Source organism: Streptomyces sp. Tu 2975 (assembly GCF_009832925.1).
In the GTDB taxonomy this organism is placed as follows: domain Bacteria; phylum Actinomycetota; class Actinomycetes; order Streptomycetales; family Streptomycetaceae; genus Streptomyces.
Map to the genome: position 1 here is coordinate 2,253,488 of NZ_CP047140.1, position 21,918 is coordinate 2,275,405.

Annotated in this window: 9 protein-coding genes and 4 pseudogenes; 3 read left to right on the forward strand and 10 right to left on the reverse strand. The window is 69.4% G+C overall.

The genetic code is table 11. The features are described 5' to 3' along the window. Nucleotides 1-110 precede the first annotated feature (110 nt). Nucleotides 111-3,002 (reverse strand): vitamin B12-dependent ribonucleotide reductase, encoded by a 2,892-nt coding sequence (locus GLX30_RS09855; RefSeq protein WP_159686158.1) that lies wholly within the window; start codon nt 3,000-3,002, stop codon nt 111-113. Nucleotides 3,003-3,169: 167 nt separating this feature from the next. Continuing rightward, nucleotides 3,170-3,682, reverse strand: a complete 513-nt coding sequence (gene nrdR, locus GLX30_RS09860) for a transcriptional regulator NrdR (protein WP_159686161.1) — start codon at nt 3,680-3,682, stop codon at nt 3,170-3,172. Between the two features lie 563 nt (nt 3,683-4,245). Between nrdR and lexA the strand changes: the two genes are divergently transcribed. Further along, nucleotides 4,246-5,031 (forward strand): transcriptional repressor LexA, encoded by a 786-nt coding sequence (gene lexA, locus GLX30_RS09865; protein ID WP_159686164.1) that lies wholly within the window; start codon nt 4,246-4,248, stop codon nt 5,029-5,031. A gap of 90 nt (nt 5,032-5,121) precedes the next feature. On the opposite strand, the gene GLX30_RS09870 is transcribed toward lexA, so the two are convergent. The 5 genes and pseudogenes from GLX30_RS09870 to GLX30_RS09890 form a co-directional block, all read right to left on the reverse strand. Further along, nucleotides 5,122-7,092, reverse strand: a complete 1,971-nt coding sequence (locus GLX30_RS09870; protein WP_159686167.1) for an ATP-dependent DNA helicase — start codon at nt 7,090-7,092, stop codon at nt 5,122-5,124. Nucleotides 7,093-7,144: 52 nt separating this feature from the next. Next, a pseudogene (locus GLX30_RS09875) lies at nt 7,145-8,943 on the reverse strand (IucA/IucC family siderophore biosynthesis protein). Nucleotides 8,944-9,194: 251 nt separating this feature from the next. Further along, a complete protein-coding gene (locus GLX30_RS09880) occupies nt 9,195-10,073 on the reverse strand; it encodes a GNAT family N-acetyltransferase (protein WP_159694958.1) in 879 nt (292 codons plus the stop codon). A gap of 56 nt (nt 10,074-10,129) precedes the next feature. Further along, a complete protein-coding gene (locus tag GLX30_RS09885) occupies nt 10,130-12,058 on the reverse strand; it encodes an IucA/IucC family protein (RefSeq protein WP_159686170.1) in 1,929 nt (642 codons plus the stop codon). A 38-nt stretch (nt 12,059-12,096) separates the two neighbouring features. Continuing rightward, nucleotides 12,097-13,463, reverse strand: a pseudogene (locus GLX30_RS09890) (diaminobutyrate--2-oxoglutarate transaminase family protein). 322 nt (nt 13,464-13,785) lie between these two features. Between GLX30_RS09890 and GLX30_RS09895 the strand changes: the two are divergent. Together GLX30_RS09895 and GLX30_RS09900 are read left to right on the forward strand one after the other, a co-directional pair. Then, nucleotides 13,786-14,961 (forward strand): hypothetical protein, encoded by a 1,176-nt coding sequence (locus tag GLX30_RS09895; protein ID WP_159686173.1) that lies wholly within the window; start codon nt 13,786-13,788, stop codon nt 14,959-14,961. A 310-nt stretch (nt 14,962-15,271) separates the two neighbouring features. Further along, nucleotides 15,272-16,440 (forward strand): annotated as a pseudogene (locus tag GLX30_RS09900) (hypothetical protein). A gap of 127 nt (nt 16,441-16,567) precedes the next feature. Here the strand turns inward: GLX30_RS09900 and hflX are convergent. The 3 genes and pseudogenes from hflX to GLX30_RS09915 form a co-directional block, all read right to left on the reverse strand. Next, the gene (gene hflX, locus GLX30_RS09905; RefSeq protein WP_159686176.1) at nt 16,568-18,058 is read right to left on the reverse strand and encodes a GTPase HflX; all 1,491 of its coding nucleotides are present in this window, start codon (nt 18,056-18,058) and stop codon (nt 16,568-16,570) included. 158 nt (nt 18,059-18,216) lie between these two features. Continuing rightward, nucleotides 18,217-19,715: pseudogene (locus GLX30_RS09910) on the reverse strand (M1 family metallopeptidase). A gap of 76 nt (nt 19,716-19,791) precedes the next feature. Then, nucleotides 19,792-21,870 carry an HD domain-containing protein gene (locus tag GLX30_RS09915; protein ID WP_159686179.1) on the reverse strand — a complete coding sequence of 693 codons (2,079 nt, stop codon included), beginning with the start codon at nt 21,868-21,870 and terminating at the stop codon, nt 19,792-19,794. Between the last annotated feature and the right edge of the window lie 48 nt (nt 21,871-21,918).

Here is a 21,918-nt window from a genome sequence, read left to right on the forward strand (position 1 = left end):
CCAGAGGTGCGCACGAGGGAAGGGGGACCGGCCACTGGCCGGTCCCCCTCCTTCTGGTCAGCTCCGTCTGCGGGCTACGCCGGATGCCGCATCGGCGTAGCCGCTCAGGGTCAGCTGCAGCCGCTGGTCGAGCCGCAGCCCTCGCAGATGTAGCACGAGCCTGCACGCTGCATCTTGGTCCCGCAGGAGAAGCAGAGCGGGGCGTCGGCGCTGATGCCGAGCTGCATCTCGACGAGCTCGGCGGAGGTGTGCGCCTGCTTCGGCGCCGGGATCTCCGCCTGCGGGGCGGTGACTGCCTTCAGCGACTCCTGCTGCCGGGGTGCGGACTGGGCCAGCGCCTCGACATCCATCTCGTCGTCCTCGAGCGACGGCTCGTAGGAGCCGGTCTCCAGGTGACGCTGGCGCTCCTCCGCGGAGTGGATACCGAGGGCGGAACGCGTCTCGAAGGGCAGGAAGTCCAGCGCAAGGCGGCGGAAGATGTAGTCGACGATCGACTGGGCCATCCGCACGTCCGGGTCGTCCGTCATGCCGGCCGGCTCGAAGCGCATGTTGGTGAACTTCGAGACGTAGGTCTCGAGCGGAACGCCGTACTGCAGGCCGACCGAGACGGCGATCGAGAAGGCGTCCATCATGCCGGCGAGGGTGGAGCCCTGCTTCGACATCTTCAGGAAGACCTCGCCGAGACCGTCGTCCGGGTAGGAATTGGCGGTCATGTAGCCCTCGGCGCCGCCCACCGTGAACGAGGTGGTGATCCCGGGGCGACCCTTGGGAAGGCGCTTGCGGACCGGGCGGTACTCGACGACCTTCTCGACCGCGGCGCGGATGGTCTCCTCGGTCTTCTGCGTGACCTCGGCCTTCTCCTGCTCCTTCTTCTTCGCGGAGAGGGGCTGGCCGACCTTGCAGTTGTCGCGGTAGATCGCGAGCGCCTTGACGCCCATCTTCCACGCCTCGAAGTAGACCTCTTCGACGTCTTCGACGGTCGCCGTCTCCGGCAGGTTGACCGTCTTGGAGAGCGCGCCGGAGATCCACGGCTGGATCGCGGCCATCATGCGCACGTGACCCATCGCGGAGATGGAACGCTCGCCCATGGCGCAGTCGAAGACCTCGTAGTGCTCGGTCTTCAGGCCGGGGGCGTCGATCACGTTGCCGTGGTCGGCGATGTGGGCGACGATCGCCTCGATCTGCTCCGGCTGGTAGCCGAGGCGGCGCAGGGCCTGCGGGACCGTGCCGTTGACGATCTGCATGGAGCCGCCGCCGACCAGCTTCTTGAACTTGACCAGGGCGAGGTCGGGCTCGAGGCCGGTGGTGTCGCAGGACATCGCCAGACCGATGGTGCCGGTCGGGGCGATGACCGACGCCTGGGCGTTGCGGAAACCGTTCTTCTCCCCGAGGCGGATCACGTCCTGCCAGGCCTCCGTGGCGGCGGCCCAGATCGGGCTGTCCAGGTCGTCCATCCGGACGGCCACGGTGTTGGCGTCGGCGTGCTGCTTCATGACGCGCTTGTGGGGCTCCGCATTGCGGGCGTAACCGTCGTACGGGCCGACGACAGCGGCGAGCTCGGCGGAGCGCTTGTACGAGGTTCCGGTCATCAGCGAGGTGATGGCGCCGGCGAGCGCCCGGCCGCCGTCGGAGTCGTACGCGTGCCCGGTCGCCATCAGGAGCGCGCCGAGGTTGGCGTAGCCGATGCCGAGCTGGCGGTAGGCGCGGGTGTTCTCGCCGATCTTCTGCGTCGGGAAGTCCGCGAAGCAGATGGAGATGTCCATCGCCGTGATGACCAGCTCGACGACCTTGGTGAAGCGCTCGACGTCGAAGGACTGGTTGCCCTTGCCGTCGTCCTTCAGGAACTTCATCAGGTTCAGCGAGGCCAGGTTGCACGAGGTGTTGTCCAGGTGCATGTACTCACTGCACGGGTTCGAGCCGTTGATGCGGCCGGACTCGGGGCAGGTGTGCCAGTGGTTGATCGTGTCGTCGTACTGGATGCCCGGGTCTGCACAGGCCCAGGCGGCCTCTGCCATCTTGCGGAAGAGCGACTTGGCGTCGACCTCCTCGATGACATCGCCGGTCATCCGGGCGCGCAGGCCGAACTTGCCGCCTGTCTCCACGGCCTTCATGAACTCGTCGTTCACGCGGACGGAGTTGTTGGCGTTCTGGTACTGGACCGACGTGATGTCGTCGCCGCCCAGGTCCATGTCGAAGCCCGCGTCACGCAGGGCGCGGATCTTCTCCTCTTCCTTCACCTTGGTCTCGATGAAGTTCTCGATGTCGGGGTGGTCGACATCGAGGATGACCATCTTCGCCGCGCGGCGGGTGGCACCGCCCGACTTGATCGTTCCTGCGGACGCGTCGGCGCCGCGCATGAAGGAGACCGGGCCGGAGGCGTTGCCACCGGAGGACAGCAGTTCCTTAGAGGAACGGATACGGGAGAGGTTCAGGCCGGCGCCGGAGCCGCCCTTGAAGATCATGCCCTCTTCCTTGTACCAGTCGAGGATCGACTCCATGGAGTCGTCGACGGACAGGATGAAGCAGGCGGAGACCTGCTGCGGCTGAGGCGTACCGACGTTGAACCACACCGGCGAGTTGAAGCTGAAGATCTGGTGCAGGAGGGCGTACGCCAGCTCGTGCTCGAAGATCTCGGCATCGGCGGGCGAGGCGAAGTAGTTGTAGTCCTCACCGGCCTTGCGGTAGGTCTTCACGATCCGGTCGATGAGCTGCTTGAGACCCGTCTCGCGCTGCGGGGTGCCGACAGCCCCGCGGAAGTACTTGCTGGTGACGATGTTGACCGCGTTCACCGACCAGAAGTCGGGGAACTCGACGCCACGCTGCTCGAAGTTCACCGAGCCGTCACGCCAGTTGGTCATGACGACGTCACGGCGCTCCCAGACCACCTCGTCGTACGGGTGCACGCCGGGGGTGGTGTGGACGCGCTCGATACGCAGGCCCTTGCTCGCCTTGGATCCCTTGGCTCGGGACCCTCGTGCCGGGCCGCTCGTCGTCTCGGTCATGCCGCCTCCCATATACGGGCAAAAACGCCCTGAAGTGCCCAGATCTTCCCGGGGCACGGTTTGTGTCTGTTGCCCTGGCGCCACGCACAGCACCCACGAGCAGGTCATTTGCCGCCTGAGCCGGCCGACGGACCCTTCACGGGGCCCTCGCCGTCCGGCCTCTGCCGTCAGTCGGCGGCGGTGGCGGGAACGGGGACCTCTGCGGCCCCGCGACTCCCGCCTTCCTCAGCAGGAGGCCGCCCGTCGCGGAGCTCCGCAATGGCAGCCTCGAAGTCTTCGAGTGAGTCGAACGCCCGGTAGACGGACGCGAAGCGCAGGTAGGCGACGAGGTCGAGCTCCTGCAGCGGGCCCAGTATGGCCAGCCCTACGTCATGGGTGGTCAGCTCGGCACTGCCGGTGGCGCGCACCGCCTCCTCGACCCGCTGCCCGAGCTGGGCGAGAGCGTCCTCGGTGACCGGCCGACCTTGGCACGCCTTGCGCACGCCGGAGATGACCTTGGTGCGGCTGAAGGGCTCGGTCACGCCACTGCGCTTGATCACCATGAGCGATGCGGTCTCGACCGTTGTGAAGCGGCGGGCGCAGTCCGGACACTGCCGGCGCCGCCGGATCGCCGTTCCGTCGTCGGTGGTGCGACTGTCGACGACTCGACTGTCGGGATGCCTGCAGAAAGGACAGTGCATGGCCCCCAACCCCTCCTTCACAGCACGACCGAATAGCCTCTGCGGGCCGGATCCCAGCCCTTCGAAGCAGCCCCAAGCATAGGCGATGCCCTCGGCCTCGGAGCACCGGGGACACAACTTCTGGGTGGCTAACCCAATCCAACCACTAGATCTGGGGGTTCGGCACACACACAGGTCGCTACGCGTGTCGCGCCGGACATCGCCGCATGAAGCCAATTGGAGCTTTGCCGCACAGCCTGTATCGACCCCTGCACAGTCAGCGCGGGGCAGCACGACCGGTGACGGAAAAGGCGACACAGGCGCACCGCATCCCGGCTTCGGGACGGCGGGAATGGGAGGATGCGACGGTCTCGACGGACCCCGCTCCGGCTGCCGCCGACGGCGAAGGCTACCGTGATGACACCGCAACGGCTCACCGCTCCAGGTTCGATCGTTCGCACATACACCCAGCAGAATGCCCAGGTAAGGCAATCTGCAATTTTTCACTCGAACGTGTGTTTGGCGCAACCTTTCGAAAGCAACTACCGTTGTCAAACTAGGGAGACCATTCGAGAGGGGCCGACGTGACCACCACCGCCGACAGTGCCACCATCACTGCCCAGGACCGCTCACAGAGCCGATTCGAGCCGGTGCAAGCCATGAATGACACAGGCACGACCCCGGAGGGGCCCAAGCCCGGGCGCTCACTGCCCGGGCGACCTCCTGGCATCAGGGCGGACAGCTCCGGCCTCACGGACAGGCAGCGGCGCGTCATCGAGGTGATCCGCGACTCCGTCCAGCGACGGGGCTACCCGCCGTCGATGCGTGAGATCGGCCAGGCGGTCGGACTCTCGAGCACGTCTTCGGTGGCGCACCAGCTCATGGCCCTGGAGCGCAAGGGGTTCCTGCGCAGGGACCCGCACCGCCCCCGGGCGTACGAGGTCCGCGGCTCCGACCAGCCCAGCACCCAGCCCACGGACACCACCGGCAAGCCCGCCGCCTCTTATGTCCCCCTTGTCGGCCGCATCGCGGCCGGTGGCCCCATCCTCGCCGAGGAATCCGTCGAGGACGTCTTCCCCCTCCCCCGGCAGCTGGTCGGCGACGGTGAGCTCTTCGTACTGAAGGTCGTCGGAGACTCGATGATCGAAGCTGCGATCTGCGACGGGGACTGGGTGACCGTACGACGCCAGCCCGTGGCGGAGAACGGCGACATCGTGGCAGCCATGCTCGACGGCGAGGCCACGGTCAAGCGCTTCAAGCGGGAGAACGGCCACGTCTGGCTCCTCCCCCACAACGCCGCTTACCAGCCCATCCCCGGCGACGAGGCGACCATCCTGGGCAAGGTGGTGGCGGTGCTGCGACGGGTGTGACCGCACCCGCCGGCTCCCAGACCGGACCCCGGGACCCACTGCGCCGGTCCCGGGGTCCTGCTCGTGTCCGCGAGCAGGACCCCTTCGGCCCTACTTCCCCTCCTGCTTCGCCACCGCGTCGATGGCGGCGAGTGAGCGGCGTACCTGATTGCGATCCGTCGTGTACCAGAAGTCGGGCAACGAGGCGCGCAGGTAACTGCCGTACCGGGCGTTCGCCAGCCGCGGATCGAGCACCGCGACCACGCCCCGGTCTCCTGTGGCACGCACCAGCCGGCCCGCGCCCTGAGCCATCAGCAGCGCGGCGTGGGTCGCCGCCACAGCCATGAACCCGTTGCCACCCGCCTCTTCGACCGCTTTCTGGCGGGCGCTCATCAGCGGATCGTCCGGGCGTGGGAACGGAATCCGGTCCATGACGACGAGCTGACAGCCGGATCCGGGCACATCGACGCCCTGCCAGAGCGAGAGCGTGCCGAACAGACATGTCTCCGCGTCCCCGGCGAATGTCTTGATCAACTCACCGAGAGTCTCCTCGCCCTGCAGGAGGATCGGCTTGTCGAGGCGGCCGCGGAGCTCCTCCGCCGCCGCCTGGGCGGCCCGCATCGAGGAGAAGAGACCGAGCGTGCGCCCTCCGGCGGCCTCCACCAGCTCGGCGAGCTCGTCCATCATGTCGCCCCGGGACCCTTCGCGTCCCGGAGTGGCGAGATGGCGTGCGACGTAGAGGATGCCCTGCTTCGGATAGTCGAAAGGCGACCCGACGTCGAGCCCCTTCCACTGCGGCACGTCCTCTCCCCCGCTGCCCTCAGGGGCGAGGCCCAGGGAGGCCCCGACGCCGTTGAAGTCCCCACCGAGTTTGAGCGTGGCGGAGGTCAGCACCACCGAGCGCTCGGAGAAGAGCTTCTCCCGCAGCAGCCCTGAGACGGAGAGCGGCGCCACCCGCAGGGACGCGCCGAAACGGTCGTGCCGTTCGTACCAGACCACGTCGTACTCCGAGCCGTGGCTGATCCGCTCGGCGACGGCGTGGACATTCTCGACGGCGGCCAGGGCCTGCTTGCGCACGGCGTTCTCGTCCTGGACCGACTTGTCCCTGGTGGCTCCGATCGCGGTGATCACGGTGCGGGCCGCGTCCCTCAGCGCCATCAGCGCATAGCCGAGATCCTCCGGGATCTCCTCGAGCCGCCCTGGGAGAGCCAGCTCCATGAGTTTCTCGAACGACTCTGCGGCGGTTTGGAGAGCGTCCGCCGCCTTCTCGTTGACGAGTTTGGCTGCACGGCGCACGGCGCGGTTGACCTGGCCGGGGGTGAGCTCGCCGGTGGCGACCCCGGTGACGCGGGAGACCAGCTCATGCGCCTCGTCGACGATCAGCACCTCGTGCTGGGGCAGCACCGGCGCGCCTTCGATGGCATCGATCGCGAGAAGTGCGTGGTTGGTGACGACGACGTCCGCGAGCTTGGCCCGCTCACGCGCCATCTCCGCGAAGCACTCCGCGCCGTACGCGCACTTGGAGGCTCCCAAGCATTCGCGCGACGAGACGGAGAGCTGGTTCCAGGCCCGGTCGGAGACGCCCGGGGTCAGGTCGTCCCTGTCACCCGTCTCCGTCTCGTCGGCCCAGTCCCGCATGCGGAGCAGGTCCTTGCCGAGCTTGCTCGTGGGTGCCGCCGCCTCGAACTGGTCGAAGAGACCCTCCTCGTCGTCCTGCGGCATGCCCTCGTGCAGGCGGTGGAGGCAGAGATAGTTCGACCGCCCCTTGAGCATGGCGAACTCCGGGCGGCGGCGCAGCAGGGGGTGCAGTGCCTCGACCGTCCTCGGGAGGTCACGCTCCACGAGCTGCCGCTGCAGCGCCAGCGTCGCCGTGGCCACGACCACACGCTCGCCGTGGGCCAGGGCGGGAACCAGATAGCCGAGCGACTTGCCCGTACCGGTGCCGGCCTGTACCAGCAGATGGGAATCGTCGTCGATGGCCTCGGCGACGGCCTCGGCCATGGTGACCTGGCCTGGCCGTTCCACCCCGCCGACGGCGGTCACGGCGGCGTGGAGGAGCTCGGGGAGGGATGGCTTCGTCATAGCCCGACCACCCTACGGGGCGCCACCGACAACAGGATCACGCGTCGGAGCATCAGGCCGGCGCCAAAGGGTTGGGCACCGTCCCGTGGACGGCGGCGTGCGGGCGCTCGGGCGGTCCCGGTAGCCGTCGAGATGCAGCCGATTTCGGTTGAGGCACAGCCGCTCGATACGGGGAGTGAGCAGGTCGAACGTCTCGTAGCGCTCCTTGAGCTCAGGGAAGCGCGCCTGGTACCGGAGGATCTCCGCCCTGACGAGTGAGAAGAACTGCTTCTCCGGAACGTTCAGTTGCTCCTCGCAGAGCGGGGCGAGAAAGCGGAAGACGCCCACGAAAAGACCCGAGTGGATGAACTGGGTGAGGAAGCCAGGATCCTCGGTGAGGAGGATCCGCCGGACGTCGTCCGGCATGGACGCGTGCTCGGGCACCGGCCGGGCGCTCACGTTCACATCGTCGACGAAGTCTTTGATCGCGAGGCGTACGGGAATGTCGTGGTCGTCGTAGACGACGATGGCGTTCTCGCCGTGCGGGGAGAAGACCGTGCCGTAGCGGTAGAGGAAGTGCAGCAGCGGGGGCAGCAGCGCCGCGAAGAGCCGCCGCAGCCAGACCGTCGGGCCGAGCCCCGACCGGGCGACCAGCTCGGCCGTGAACGCCCGGCCCTGCGGATCCGTGTGGAGGAGTGATGCGAGAGTGCGGGCCCGCTCGCCGGCTTCGAGCCGCGGCGGGAGCGGTTCCCGCCAGATGGCTCCCAGCAGTTCCTTGTACTGGTACGGCACCTCTGCCAGGTGGTCGTACAGCGGATGTTCGACCGTGACGGAGGCGACCTCGCCCAGCAGGACGACCCGGCACTCGTCGCGCAGGAACGGGTCGGCGTCACGCAGCCCGTGCACCCACGCGGTGACGGCGGGGGCGGCGAGAGTTCGCTCTGTGGGCAGGCCCCGCCAGACCAGGGTGTTAAGGATGGACAGCGGCAGTTTGACGGTGTGGCGATCGGGCCGGTCGACGTTCACGAAGGTCCGGATGGACTGCTGGGGCAGTCGCAGGTCACCGTCGCTGGGGAGGGGCACGAGGTCGCCGTCGGCGACGGCCGGCGCGTACAGGGGCAGGATCACCTCGTCCCACTGCCAGGGATGCACCGGGAGGAGCAGGTAGGCCGCGGGATCCAGTCCCTTGGCGCGCAAGGCGTCGGCGAAGAAGCCCCGGGTCGTCCCGTCTAGCTCGCGACGGTAGAGGTCCTCGGCCTGGTCGAGGCCGGCGACTCCGCGGTAGACGGCGAGGCCGGTCCGCACCGCTATCCACGGGAGGTGTACGGGGCGGCGGGCCTCTGGTGCCCACTGGGCGGCGTCTCCGGCGGAGAAGCCGATCCGGCCCTTGTTGAGAACCAGCCACGGGTGGCCTGTCTGGTGGCCCTCGAGCTCCGCGTACCCGAGGTCCGCGAGCTCGGCGGCGGTCAGCGCGGTGCCGTCGAGCCGGGTGTCGCTGCTCAGGGTGACGGACATTTCGCGCAGCAGGTGGCCGAGGGTCGCTCCGTCGAGACCCAGCGGGTCCCTGGCACGCGCGAGGAAGGCGAGCGGGTCGGTGAAGGGGCGGCCGTCGCATTCGACGGAGCCGGGATCTACACGCCAACTGCCGTAAGCCCCACGGCGGGCGCGGAAGGTGACCACGCCTGTGGCGTCGATGGGGAGGGTGTAGCGACGGGCCTCGCCGGTGGATCCGGATGTTCCGGACGACGGGTCCGGGACCGGGACCGGCTCGATGATCTCTTCGTAGGCGAACTCGCCGAGCATCTTCGCGAGGAGGCGGGCCCCCGCCCGGTCCCAGTTCTGCCGGGTCAGGCCGGGTGGCGTGAACGGCACCGCATGCGGCCGGGCCGTGACGCCGGTGGCCGTCGCATCAGTGCCGGTCCCGATGCCGCTCGCGGCCGCATCGGTGTCGGCGCTGCTACCGGCGGCATCGGGGCCGGTGGCATCGACGGGCCGGGGATCGGTGGAGCCGGTGCCGGCGGGGGCGGAGTCGATGGAGTCGTCGCTGGCGGGGGACTTCGGCACGGGGACTCCTCAGGTGGAACCGATGCGGATCGAGCGGTGTATGTAAGTCAGCGGGTGGTTCACAACAGGTTCCGCAGGGCGCGATCACGGACCATCAGGGCGGCTCGTTTGTCGGGAAGGTCGAGTTCGGCGGAGTAGCGGAAGCCGGAGGTGAGAAATGCGGAGACGGAGGGGGTGTTGCGCATGTCGGGTTCGGCGAGGACGCGGGTGCATCGAGGCCGATTGTCGAGAACGAGATCGGATACGGCTCGAAGGAGGACGGACCCGATGCCGCGGCCGCGGTCCACGACGCCGCCGATGAGCAGATGGATACCGGTGTCGTGCGGGCGCGCGGGATAGTGCCGGGCCAGCGGATCGAGGTCGGCCCGGTAGATCTCGAAGTAGCTCATGGGCTTGTCGTCGAGGACGCCGAGGCAGGGGATGCTGCGGCCGTCGCCGTCGAGTTGTGCGCGCAGGTGAGTGGCGGTGACAGAGTCGGGTCCCGCCAGTTCCCAGAAGGCGGCGACTGCGGGGTCGTTCATCCAGACGCTGATCAGCGCGAGATCACGTTGGACGATCACGGGGACGAGTCGGAAGACACCGACGGGCGTTGCCGCCGGCTCCCAGCCACCCAGGTTGTCGAGCAGGTCGCCGGCGGCCGGAGCCAGGGGCGCTGCCATTGCCCGGCCCGGGCCTGAACCGGGAGCCGTTGCCGCGGTCTGGCCGGCGGGCGGCGCCGACTCCCATGCCGGCGGCGGAGTCACGGTCGATGCCGGTGCCGGTGCCGGTGCCACCGTCGATGCCGGTGTGGGCACCCCCGCCTGCGTCGGCGGCCCGGCACCGTCGTTCCCGCGGAAGAGCCTGAGGAAGTCGTCCGGCAGCCGCAGGTCGAGCGTGTCCTCCGCGCCCCCTCCCGGCCGGGGCGCGGGTCCGGGTCCAGGCCCGCTGTCGGTGTGCACATCGGTGGGAGGCAATACAGCGCTCTCCTCTCGCGGTTCGGTCGGTTCGTAGTGCCTCAGGATCGGAGGGGGTTGGTGATGGTGACGTAGACGGACTGGGTGTCGACCGGGCCGACGAGTTCGTCGAGCCCGTGGAGTCGCGTGAGCAGGTTGGCCTTGCAGCGGAGCGTCTGCGTATCCAGAAGCCGGCCGGGCAGTGGGGATCCCATGTCGACCGCGGAGGTGAGGAACTGCCGGAAGGCGGCGAGGAGGACACGTTCGTCTGCGAGGCCCTGGGCTCCGAAGGCTCCGATCAGCCCCAGCACGTTGTTGATGCCGAGGTAATAGGCGAAGCGTTCGTCGGTGACCTCGTCGGACACGAAGGTGTCGCTGTGGGTTCCGATACCGGGGAGGCGGTCGGCGAGCCGCTCGCGGTGCGACTCGCGGAAGTAGTAGCCCTGGTTGTCGCGGTAACGGCCGCCGGTCGGCCAGCCATGGGGGTCGAGGAGAACGAGCGTGTTCTGTTGATGAGCCTCGAGCGCGATGCCCGCGGTGGCGTCCAGCCACAGCACCGGGCGCACGACGTGGTCCAGGTAGCGAAGGAACCACTCGGCGGCCACTGCCGTGACGGGCCGGCCGGTGTGGGCAGCGAGCCGCTCGACGACGGCGGCGAGGCGTGACTGCATGCCCACCCGCCCGGGCCAGGGCAGGGGGTTGGTCAGCGCCGCCACGCAGACCGCGTCGTCACCGGGGCCGAAGGGGTTGTGACGGATCATCACGTCGAGCCCTTGCAGGGGTTCGGCCTCGGGCGCGTCGACGGCGAGCCAGGCCGGGTCGCGCACGATGTCGAAGCCGGGGTGCGCGGCGCGCCACTGCTCGGCGAGGCCGGCACGGAGCAGTCGGTGCACCTCGACGCCGCGGTGCAGTTCTTTACGGAGGTTCTCCCGCCGCGAGTTGGTGATGCGCAGTCCGAGGGAGAGTTTGAGCATGGCGGGCGCACCCGGGCGGTGCACGGTGCGGACGGAGGAGGTGGGATACCAGAAGTCGCCACGGGGGCCCAGGTCGTGCAGCAGGCCCGCGTCCAGGAGTGCAGCCACCGCGGGACGCTGCCTGGCGTCCTGCGCCTGCCATGGGTGGAGGGGCAGGGCGGCGGTGTTGCCGGGGAGCGGGAGATCTCCAGCCAGCCGGGCGGTCAGCTGGTCGGCCGTGACGGTGCGGCCCTGCTCGGTCCAGGCGGATTCGGTGGCGAGGACGGACCGGTCGACAGCCATCCAGTGCAGTGGGAAGGAGCCGTACAACTCGGGCGAGTAGCGTCGTGCTTCGGACTCCGAGAGTCCTTCACGGCTCTTGGGCGTCGGGTGGAGCGGGTGGCCGAGCAGCAGCGACTGTTCGGCGGTGAGGAACAGGTCCGCCTCGGGCGGGGCAGTGGGGCGGGCACGCCGGTCGGCGATGAAGTCGGCGGTCCGCCGGACGGAGTCGGCGACGCGGCCCACAAGGTCCGTGCCTTCACCATGACCGGCTTCGCGGCCGAGGAGCGCGGCGACGGTCACGGCGTCGGCCCGCGTAGCTTCGTGCGGACTGCCTTGCAGGGTGGGCGGGCCGAAGCGGTGCCATCCGGTGGCCGACCAGTAGCGGACGGGGACCAGCAGCGCGGTTCCGCTTGCGTCGAGGGGGACGCGCAGGACGTCTCCCTCGGGCCGGGGCAGGCCGTTCTCCCGCACCCAGCAGCGGAGAAGGTTCTCCACGGTCGCCGTGTCGGCGGCACGGCGCGGATCGGGGTCGTCGAGGTGGTCCTGCCCCGCGTCCGGGTGGATGGAGGACTCCGACGGACAGGCGGGCGGGGTGCCGACTGTCGACCCGCCGCGCTGCTCGTCGTACCGCCCGGCCTGGCGTGGCACCGTCGCCGCTTCCATGGTGAGCGGGCCGCTCACGCCGACTTCGCTGCGGTGGTGGCCGGCGGGGCCGTCGAGGGACTCGGGCGCATCGGGTGCGGGGGTGGGGTTCACAGAGGGCTTCCTTGTGACGTTGTCCGGGTTCAGTGCGACTACCTGTTGGTGGTGCGGCGTTGCGTGGAGCGCTCTGCGGCGGCCAGGGCGTCGGCGAAACGGTCCAGGACGGCCACTGCCTGCTCGTCGGTCAGGGTGAGAGGAGGGAGCAGGCGTACGACACCGGCATGACGTCCGCCCAGTTCGACGATCAGGCCGCGGTGCAGACACTCCTGCTGCACGGCGGCCGCGAGCCGGGGCGAGGGAGGCGGTACCAGCGCGTCCGGTGCCGCGGAGTCGGCGTCGACGAGTTCGACGCCGATCATGAGGCCCCTGCCTCGTACGTCTCCGATGCAGGGGTGGGCAGCGGCGAGTCCCTGGAGACTCCCCAGCATGCGCGCGCCGAGCGTCGCGGCGCGCTCGGCGAGGCGGTTCTCCCGCACATGGGAGAGGGTCGCCGCACCGGCCGCCATGGCGAGCTGGTTGCCGCGGAACGTCCCGGCATGGGCTCCGGGCTGCCAGACGTCGAGCCCGGATCGGTACACGACGACGGCCAGTGGAAGGGAGCCACCGATGGCCTTGGACAGCACCATCACGTCCGGCACGATCCCGCTGTGCTCGACACCCCAGAAGGTGCCGGTGCGTCCCACACCGGTCTGCACTTCGTCGACGATCAGTGGAATGGAACGGTCGGCCGTGATGGCGCGCATCCTCCGCAGCCACTCGTCGGGCGCCGGGATCACTCCGCCCTCGCCCTGCACGGGCTCGAGGATCATGCCCGCGGGTGCGGGGACACCGCTCTTGGGATCGTCGAGCAGGCTTTCCGTCCAGCGGGCGGCGAGTTCAGCACCACGCTCGCCGCCGATCCCGAAGGGGCACCGGTAGTCGTGCGGGAACGGCAGCCGGGTGACCCTGACGTCCGTCGCGCCCCCGATGCTTCGAGCGCGCCTGCCGTCATGCCGTGGTAGGCGCCAGTGAAGGCAAGGAGGCCGCTGCGGCCGGTCGCGGTCCTGACGAGTTTGAGAGCTGCTTCCACCGCGTCCGTGCCGGCGGGGCCGCAGAACTGGATGCGCGCGTCCTCTGCCAGCGCCCTCGGCAGTGTGGCGAACAGTTCCGTGGTGAAGGCGTCCTTGACGGGTGTGGCGAGGTCGAGCACATGGAGCGGGGCGCCCGAGTCGATAACCTTCTTGATCGCCTCGAGGACGACAGGGTGGTTGTGCCCGAGCGCCAGGGTGCCCGCACCGGAGAGGCAGTCGAGGTACCGCCGGCCGTCGGCCCCCTCGATCGTCAGCCCCCTGGCCCGTACCGGCACGATGGGCAGTGAACGCGCGTAGGTACGGGCCGCCGACTCACGGAGTGACTGCCTGCGGAGAATCCCCTCATGGGTCGATGTCGGCGCCACCGGAGCGGGTTCGGTCACGGCCACGGCTGTTGATCCTCCGGCTGTCACAGTTGCGTTGCACATCGGTACGGCACTCCTGCGCGGCGTACCGGCGCTGAAGGCTGTCCTTGTGTCCCCCGCACCTACCAACGACACGGAGGGCCGGGGATCACGGCCGATCGGAAGATCCTTGCGGTGTCGGAACCGTGGACCTGCCGCACGCCGTCCCCATCGGCACCGGCATAGTGGGGGGCGCCTTCCGGCAGCGGACTCCACTGCGGCGGGCGGGAGCTTGCTCGTTCCATAAGTTCCGTGACATTTCCGACAGTTCAGATCAGTAGCACCGAAGTCCCAGGGGGATCAAGAGATGCGACCCATTCGCCCGACGCTGGCAGTGGCCTCCATGGCCGCGGTGCTCGCGCTGGCCGCCACCGCGTGCGGCCCGACCGAGGACAACGCCGGCGACAAGCCGAGCGCGTCGGCCGAGCAGCCGGCCGACGACAAGATCACTATTCCGGACGATCTCAAGGACCGCCTCAAGGAGCGCGGGATCGACCTGGACAAGTGGAAGAACGGCGAGTGGAAGAACTGGGACAAGGACAAGTGGCTGCGTGAGGCCCAGGACTTCGTCAACCCGATCATCGAGGACCTCTGGGACCCCGACCGGATGCGCGACGCCGAACAGCCGCCCGAGAAGCCGGTCGACAACGACATCTCCGGCGACGAGGGTGTCACCGACCCCACCCCGGCCCCGGTCGACGCCCAGGCCGTGAAGGCCCCGTACCACGCGAGCGCCGCGGAGGCCGGCAAGGTCTTCTTCGACGGCCCGCAGGGCTCGATGGTGTGTTCCGCGACCGTGGTGAAGGACCCGGCCAACCCCGGCAAGTCCAACATGGTGTGGACCGCCGGACACTGTGTGCACGCCGGCAAGAGCGGCGGCTGGTACCGCAACATCGCCTTCGTCCCCTCGTACAACGACGGGGCGAAGGAGACGGCGGAGCTGGAGAAGGCACCCAAGGAGGAGATCGCTCCCTACGGTGTCTGGTGGGGCGACTGGGCACAGACCTCCGACCAGTGGATCTCCCAAGGCGCCGCGACCGGCGGCCAGGGCGCCGCGTACGACTTCGCCGTCATCCACGTGACCCCGGAGAAGGGCAGCACCGGCAAGTCCCTCGAGGAGACGGTCGGTGCGGCCCTGCCGGTCGACTTCAACGCCCCCGCGGTGCCGAAGATCGACAACATGACGGCCACCGGCTACCCGGCAGCCCCGCCCTACGACGGCCAGAAGCTCTTCCAGTGCGCCGACAAGCCCGGTCGGCTGTCGCTCAGGGCCGAGGAGCCGACGATGTACCGCATCGGCTGCACCATGACCGGCGGTTCATCCGGCGGCGGCTGGGTCGCACAGGGCCAGAACGGCAAGCCCGCCCTTGTCTCGAACACCTCGATCGGCCCGGTGACGGCCGGCTGGCTGGCCGGTCCGCGTCTCGGCAAGGAGGCCGAGGGCGTCTACAAGGCCGTCAGCAAGAAGTTCGAGGGGCAGTAGCAAATCCGGGCGCACGGGTGCCCGGGCGCAGTGACACGGGCAGGGGTCCGGCCGTCCGGCCGGGCCCTTGTTCACCTCGCGGTTCTTCATCCTCGTGGAGACTCCGTGCAGTTGGGGCTCCCGCTCGGCCGATCGACCGCGCACCGGCCTAGAGTGGTGCCGCACCCCGAGGCGGCCCCGGAGGCCGCCTTTTTCCATGACACGCTCATGGCAACCAATCCGACGCCGCCGCATGGGCGTGCGTCGCGGTACCGGTGCGAACACTTTCCGCACATCTCGAAGATTCGAAGCATTCAGGGGGAATCGTTCCATGCGATCCATACGTCCGTTGCTGGCCGCGGCCGGTCTTGTCTCGGCCCTCGCGCTGACGGCGACCGCCTGCGGCCCGAGCGAGGACAACTCGGCCGACAAGCCGGCCGCTTCCGGATCCGCCGCGAACAACGGCGGCGCCGCGCTCCCTGCGGACCTGGCCGACAAGCTCAAGGAGCAGGGTGTCGACCTGGACAAGTGGAAGAACGGCGAGTGGAAGAACTGGGACAAGGACAAGTGGCTGCGTGAGGCCAAGGACTTCGTCAACCCGGTGATCGAGGGCCTGTGGAAGCCCGAGCGGATGACGACGGCCAAGGCACCCGCCAAGACCATGGCGGCCGGTGACATCTCCGGTGACCAGGACGTGACCGACCCGGAGCCGCGCCCCGTACAGGCCGAGCCGGAGAAGAAGCCGTACCACAAGAACGCCGCCCCCGTCGGCAAGGTGTTCTTCGACGCCCCTGAGGGCTCGATGGTCTGTTCCGCGACCGTCGTCAAGGACCCGAAGAACCCCGGGAAGTCCAACATGGTGTGGACCGCCGGCCACTGCGTCCACGCCGGCCAGGCGGGCGGCTGGTACCGCAACATCGCCTTCGTCCCCGCCTACAACGACCAGGGCAAGTCCCCGCTGCGCTGGAGAGCGCACAGCCGCACGAGGTCGCGCCGTACGGCGTCTACTGGGCCGACTGGGTCGCGACCTCCGCCGGATGGATCGACGAGGGTGGCCCCACGGGTGGCACGGGCGCTCCGTACGACTATGCCGTGATGCACGTGAAGCCGGAGAAGGGCACCAAGTCCCTCGAGGAGACGGTGGGCGTCGCCCTCGACATCGACTTCGATGCCCCTGAGGCGAAGAACATCAGCGCCATGGGCGCCTGGGGATACCCGGCCGCTCCGCCCTACGACGGCGCCCTCATGCACAAGTGCGTGGACCGGCCCGGACGGCTGTCCATCGCCCCCGGCACGCCGACGATGTGGCGGATCGGCTGCACCATGACGGGTGGTTCCTCCGGTGGTGGCTGGTTCGCGGAGCAGCCCGACGGCCAACTCGCGCTGGTCTCCAACACCTCGATCGGCCCGGTCACTTCAGGCTGGCTGGCGGGTCCGCGGCTGGACCAGGACGCACAGCAGCTCTACGCGATGATGAGCGAGAAGTTCGCCGGCCGCTAGCGCCGGCAGGGCCGATCCCGGCGCAGTCGTCAGGGAGACGTCCGCAGTGCACGAAGGCCCGCCCCCGGTCGGGGGCGGGCCTTCGTCGTGCATGTCCGGGAGCGGTCGTCCCGTGTGCAGGACCGGATCAGTGCGCGGCAGGCACGAACGGAGAGAGGGCCGCGGCCAGCTCCTCGTGCACCCGTGCCTTCAGCAGGGTTCCTTCCGTGGTGTGTTCCTCGGAGAGCACCTCACCGTCGGCGTGCACCCGCGAGACGAGGCCGCCCTCGGTGTAGGGCACGAGCGCCTCGATCTCGATCTGCGGCCTCGGCAGCTGGTCGTCGATCAGCTGGACCAGCTCGGCCATGCCCGCACCGGTCCGCGCCGACACCGCGATCGCATGCCGCTCGATGCGCAGCAGCCGCTGCAGCACCAGTGGATCGGCCGCGTCCGCCTTGTTGATCACCACGATCTCGGGCACGTCGACCGCACCCACATCGCGGATCACCTCGCGCACGGCAGCCAGCTGCTCCTCCGGTGCCGGGTGCGATCCGTCGACCACGTGCAGGATCAGGTCGGAGTCCCCGACCTCCTCCATCGTGGAACGGAACGCCTCGACAAGGTGGTGCGGAAGGTGCCGTACAAAACCGACCGTGTCGGCCAGGGTGTAACCCCTGCCGCTCGGCGTCTCGGCCCGTCGGACGGTCGGGTCCAGCGTGGCGAACAGTGCGTTCTCCACCAGGACGCCGGCGCCGGTGAGGCGGTTGAGCAGGGACGACTTGCCGGCGTTGGTGTATCCGGCGATCGCGACGGAAGGCACGCGGTTACGGCGGCGCTCCTGACGCTTGATGTCACGGCCGGTCTTCATCTCCGCGATCTCACGGCGCATCTTCGCCATCTTCTCGCGGATCCGCCGCCGGTCCGTCTCGATCTTGGTCTCACCGGGACCACGCGTGGCCATGCCGCCACCGCCGCCGCCACCCATCTGCCGGGAGAGCGACTGACCCCAGCCTCGGAGCCTGGGCAGCATGTACTGCATCTGCGCCAGCGCCACCTGCGCCTTACCCTCTCGGGACTTGGCGTGCTGGGCGAAGATGTCGAGGATCAGGGCGGTACGGTCGACCACCTTGACCTTGACGACGTCCTCGAGCTGGATCAGCTGGCCGGGGCTGAGCTCACCGTCGCAGACGACGGTGTCGGCACCGGACTCGAGGACGATGTCCCGCAGTTCCTGTGCCTTGCCCGAGCCGATGTACGTGGCCGGGTCCGGCTTGTCACGGCGCTGGATGACGCCGTCCAGTACCAGTGCGCCGGCAGTCTCCGCGAGGGCCGCCAGCTCCGCGAGGGAGTTCTCGGCGTCCTGCATCGTCCCGGTGGTCCAGACACCGACCAGCACGACCCGCTCGAGGCGCAGCTGCCGGTACTCGACCTCTGTGACGTCTTCGAGCTCTGTGGACAGGCCCGCCACACGCCGTAGCGCCGCACGTTCGGACCGGTCGAACTGGTCGCCGTCCCGCTCGGTGTCGATCTCGTAGCTCCAGGCGACGTCCTCTTCCATCAGGGCATCGGCCCGAAGGCTCTCGGTGCGCGTGTCAGCCAAGCTCTGCTGTTCCTGGGAAGTGGATGAAGAGGAGGTCATTGGATCCTTACGTCGATGTGGGAGCCCTCCCGGCGGGCGACCGCCGGAGTGCTCGGTTACAAGTCACAACGCGTGACAGTCCCGGAAGATTCCCCAGGGGATCCCGGTCCAGGCCGCGCCGCCGACCTGCCGATGGTCGCACGGGCGTAGCGGGAGCGTCACCCCGATTTCAACGCCCCTTGCGTTTCCCCGGCCGCCGTTGCACGACTCTCCGCTGCGGCCTGGCTGCGCCAGTCCGGGTGCCCCGGCATCGGCGGGGTCTTCTTGCCGTACAGCCACGCCTGGAAGAACGCCGACAGGTCACGCCCCGCGACGGCCGACGCGAGCCGCGTGAAGTCCTCTGTGGTCGCGGTGGCGTCCCGGTGCTCCGTGACCCATCGCCGCTCCAGGCGCTCGAAGGGGCCGTGCCGATCTCCTGCCGCAGCGCGTAGAGGACCAGCGCGCTGCCGTCGTACACGACGGGCCGGAAGAGACTCAGTTTCTGGCCCGGGGCGGGGGCGGCGGGCGCGGCGGGCGGCCCGCCGGTGGCACGCCAGGCGTCGGAGCGCGCGTAGGCCTCACGCATCCGGGTCTCCAGCGGCACCTCGGCCTTCTCCTGCGCGTACAACGCCTCGTACCAGCTGGCGTGGCCCTCGTTCAGCCAGAGGTCCGACCATGTGCGCGGCGAGACGCTGTTGCCGAACCACTGGTGGGCCAGTTCGTGGACCATGATCGAGTCGACGTACCACTCCGGGAAGGCGTCCGAGGTGAAGAGGGAGCGCTCGAACAGCGACAGGGTCTGCGTCTCCAGCTGGAAGCCCGTGTCCGCGTCGGCGACCAGCACGCCGTACGTCTCGAAGGGGTAGCGGCCGACCTTCTCCTCCATCCACTCCAGGTGGTCCGGCGTCTTCTTCAGCCAGCGCTCCAGCTCCTCGCGGTCGGCGGTGGGCACGACGTCGCGCACGGGCAGAGCGTGCGGCCCCTTCCGCTCGACGACCGTCGAGCGGCCGAGTGAGACCTGGGCCAGCTCGGTGGCCATGGGGTGACCGGTGCGGTAGACCCATGAGGTCTGCTTGTCGGTCGTTGCCCTGGCGACGCGGCGCCCGTTGGCGACCACCGTGATGTCCCGCGGCGCGGTGACCCGGAAGGTGAAGTACGCCTTGTCGGAGGGATGGTCGTTGGACGGGAAGACCCGGTGCGCGGCGTTTGCCTGGTTGGCCATCACCAGGCCGTCGCCGGAACGCACCCAGCCGCCGGCGTCCTTGGGTCCACGCGGATCACTCGTGTGAGTCACCGTGATCTGCATCCGCGACCCCTCGGGAATGGTCGCGGGCGGGTCGATGACGAGGTCCTCGCCGGCGCCGGCGAAGTCGGCCGGGGTGTCGTTCACCATGACCGAGCTGACCTCACCGTGGGTGAAGTCGAGGTTGACGCGGTCGAGCCTCCGGGTCGACCATGCGTCGATCTTGGTGACGGCGTCGAGGGGCTTGTCGTTGCGGCCCTCGTAGGTGAGCGAGATGTCGTACTCGAGTACGTCGTAGCCGGGATTGCCCAGCTCGGGGAAGAGCCGGTCCCCGATTCCGAGCGGTTCCGGCGACGGCAGGGTGGCGGCGACGAGGGTGGCCGAAGCGGCGGCCAGCAGGGCGGCACGCAGACGGCGCCGGGAGGTGTGCAGCATGCCCTACCGCTACCAGCGACCCCCGCACGGACAGTGTCGGCACGCGACACACAGTGACGTGCCCACCCGAACGGGGTCAGGCGGTGGCCGCCGGATGCTGGGTCCGGCTGACGTCGTACACGCCGGGAACGTCCCGCATCGCGCGCATGAGGGCCGGTAGTCCCGCCGCGTCGGGAAGCTGGAGTGTGTACGTGTGCCGTACCCGCTGCTGCGTCGGCGGCTCCACGGTGGCCGAGACGATCGCGGCCCCCTCTCCCGCGATGACTTCCGTGAGGTCCGCGAGAAGGCGGGGACGGCCGAACGACTCCGCGACCAGGGTGACCCGGCACTCGGCCGCGTCGCCCCAGCGCACCGGCACCGGCTCACGCCCCACGTCGGTCATTCGCGCCACTGCGGGGCACTCCTGCCGGTGGACGGTCACGGCTCCGCCGCGCACGGGGAAACCGGTGACCGCGTCCGGCGGCACCGGTGTGCAGCAGCCGGCCAGCCGGACCGTGGCGTCGGGGAGGTCCACCACGGCGTTCGCAGAGGCCGGCCGGCCGGCGGGAAGCGGGGCGGGCCGGCGGGGAGCGGTGGCGGGTGCCGCGGCCCCCTGCGGATGTGCGTCGAGCCAGCTGGTGATGGCGATGCGGGCGGCGGGGGTGCGGGCGTGCTCGAGCCACTGGGGCGAGGGGCCGGAGGCACTGTCCTGTGCCAGCAGGACGTGCACGGTGTCGCCGTCGCCGAGGACCGTGCTGAGCGTCGCCAGCCGGCCGTTGACGCGCGCCCCGATACAGGTGTGTGCCTCCTCGCCGTACTGGGCGTAGGCGGCGTCCACGCAGCTCGCGCCCGCCGGCAGTCCGAGGGCCCGGCCGTCGGCCCCGAAGACGGTGATCTCCCCGTCCTGCGCCAGGTCCGCGCGCAGGGAGGTCCAGAAGGTGTCCGGGTCCGGAGTGGACTCCTGCCACGCCAGGAGCCGGGAGAGCCATCCGGGCCTGGTCGGGTCCGCCCGCTCACCGTCCGCCGGCTCGGCCCCCTCCACGGGTACGTACGGGTTGCCCAGGGCGACCACACCCGCCTCTGCGACCTTGTGCATCTGGTGCGTGCGGATGAGGACTTCGGCGACCGCTCCGTCGGGACCTGCGACGGCGGTGTGCAGGGACTGGTACAGGTTGAACTTGGGGGCCGCGATGAAGTCCTTGAACTCGGAGATCACCGGCGTGAAGCAGGTGTGCAGTTCACCGAGGACGGCGTAGCAGTCGGCGTCCTCCCCGACGAGGATCAGCAGCCGGCCGAAGTCCGTGCTGCGCAGCTGCGACCGCTTCAGGCAGACCCGGTGGACGGAGACGAAGTGCCGCGGTCTGATGAGCACTTCGGCGCTGATACCGGCCTCACGCAACGCTGCGCGGAAGTCGTCCGCGATGGCGGCGAGCGCGGTGCACGCGGTGGAGTTCTCGGCGATGAGCGCCCGGGTCCGCTCGTACTCCTCGGGGTGCAGGATCGCGAAGACCAGGTCTTCCAGTTCCGTCTTGAGTGCCTGCACACCGAGCCGTTCGGCGAGCGGGATCAGCACGTCGCGGGTGACCTTGGCGATCCGCGCCTGTTTCTCGGGTCGCATCACCCCGAGGGTGCGCATGTTGTGCAGTCGGTCGGCCAGTTTGATCGACATCACCCGGACGTCGTTGCCCGTCGCAACGAGCATCTTCCGGAAGGTCTCCGGCTCGGCTGCGGCGCCGTAGTCGACCTTCTCCAGCTTGGTGACGCCGTCGACGAGATAGCCGACCTCGGTGCCGAACTCGGATCTCACCTGATCGAGCGTCACCTCGGTGTCTTCGACGGTGTCATGCAGCAGAGAGGCCGTCAGAGTCGTTGTCTCCGCACCCAGTTCGGCCAGGATCAACGTCACGGCGAGCGGGTGGGTGATGTACGGCTCGCCGCTCTTGCGGAACTGCCCGCGGTGGGACGACTCCGCCAGTACGTATGCCTTGTGCAGTGTGGCGAGGTCGGCGTCGGGGTAGTGGGCCCGGTGCGCGTCCACGACATGGCCGATCGCGTCGGGGAGCCGGTCACGGCCCGTGGGACCCAGCAGAGCGGCGCGGCCCAGCCTGCGCAGGTCGATCCGGGGACGGCCGCGCCTGCGGCTGTGGGCACCTGGGTTGGTGGCCTCTGCGCTCATGGGCACCTCCGGCAGCTTCGACCGGCGGTACGGAGAACTGGCATGCCT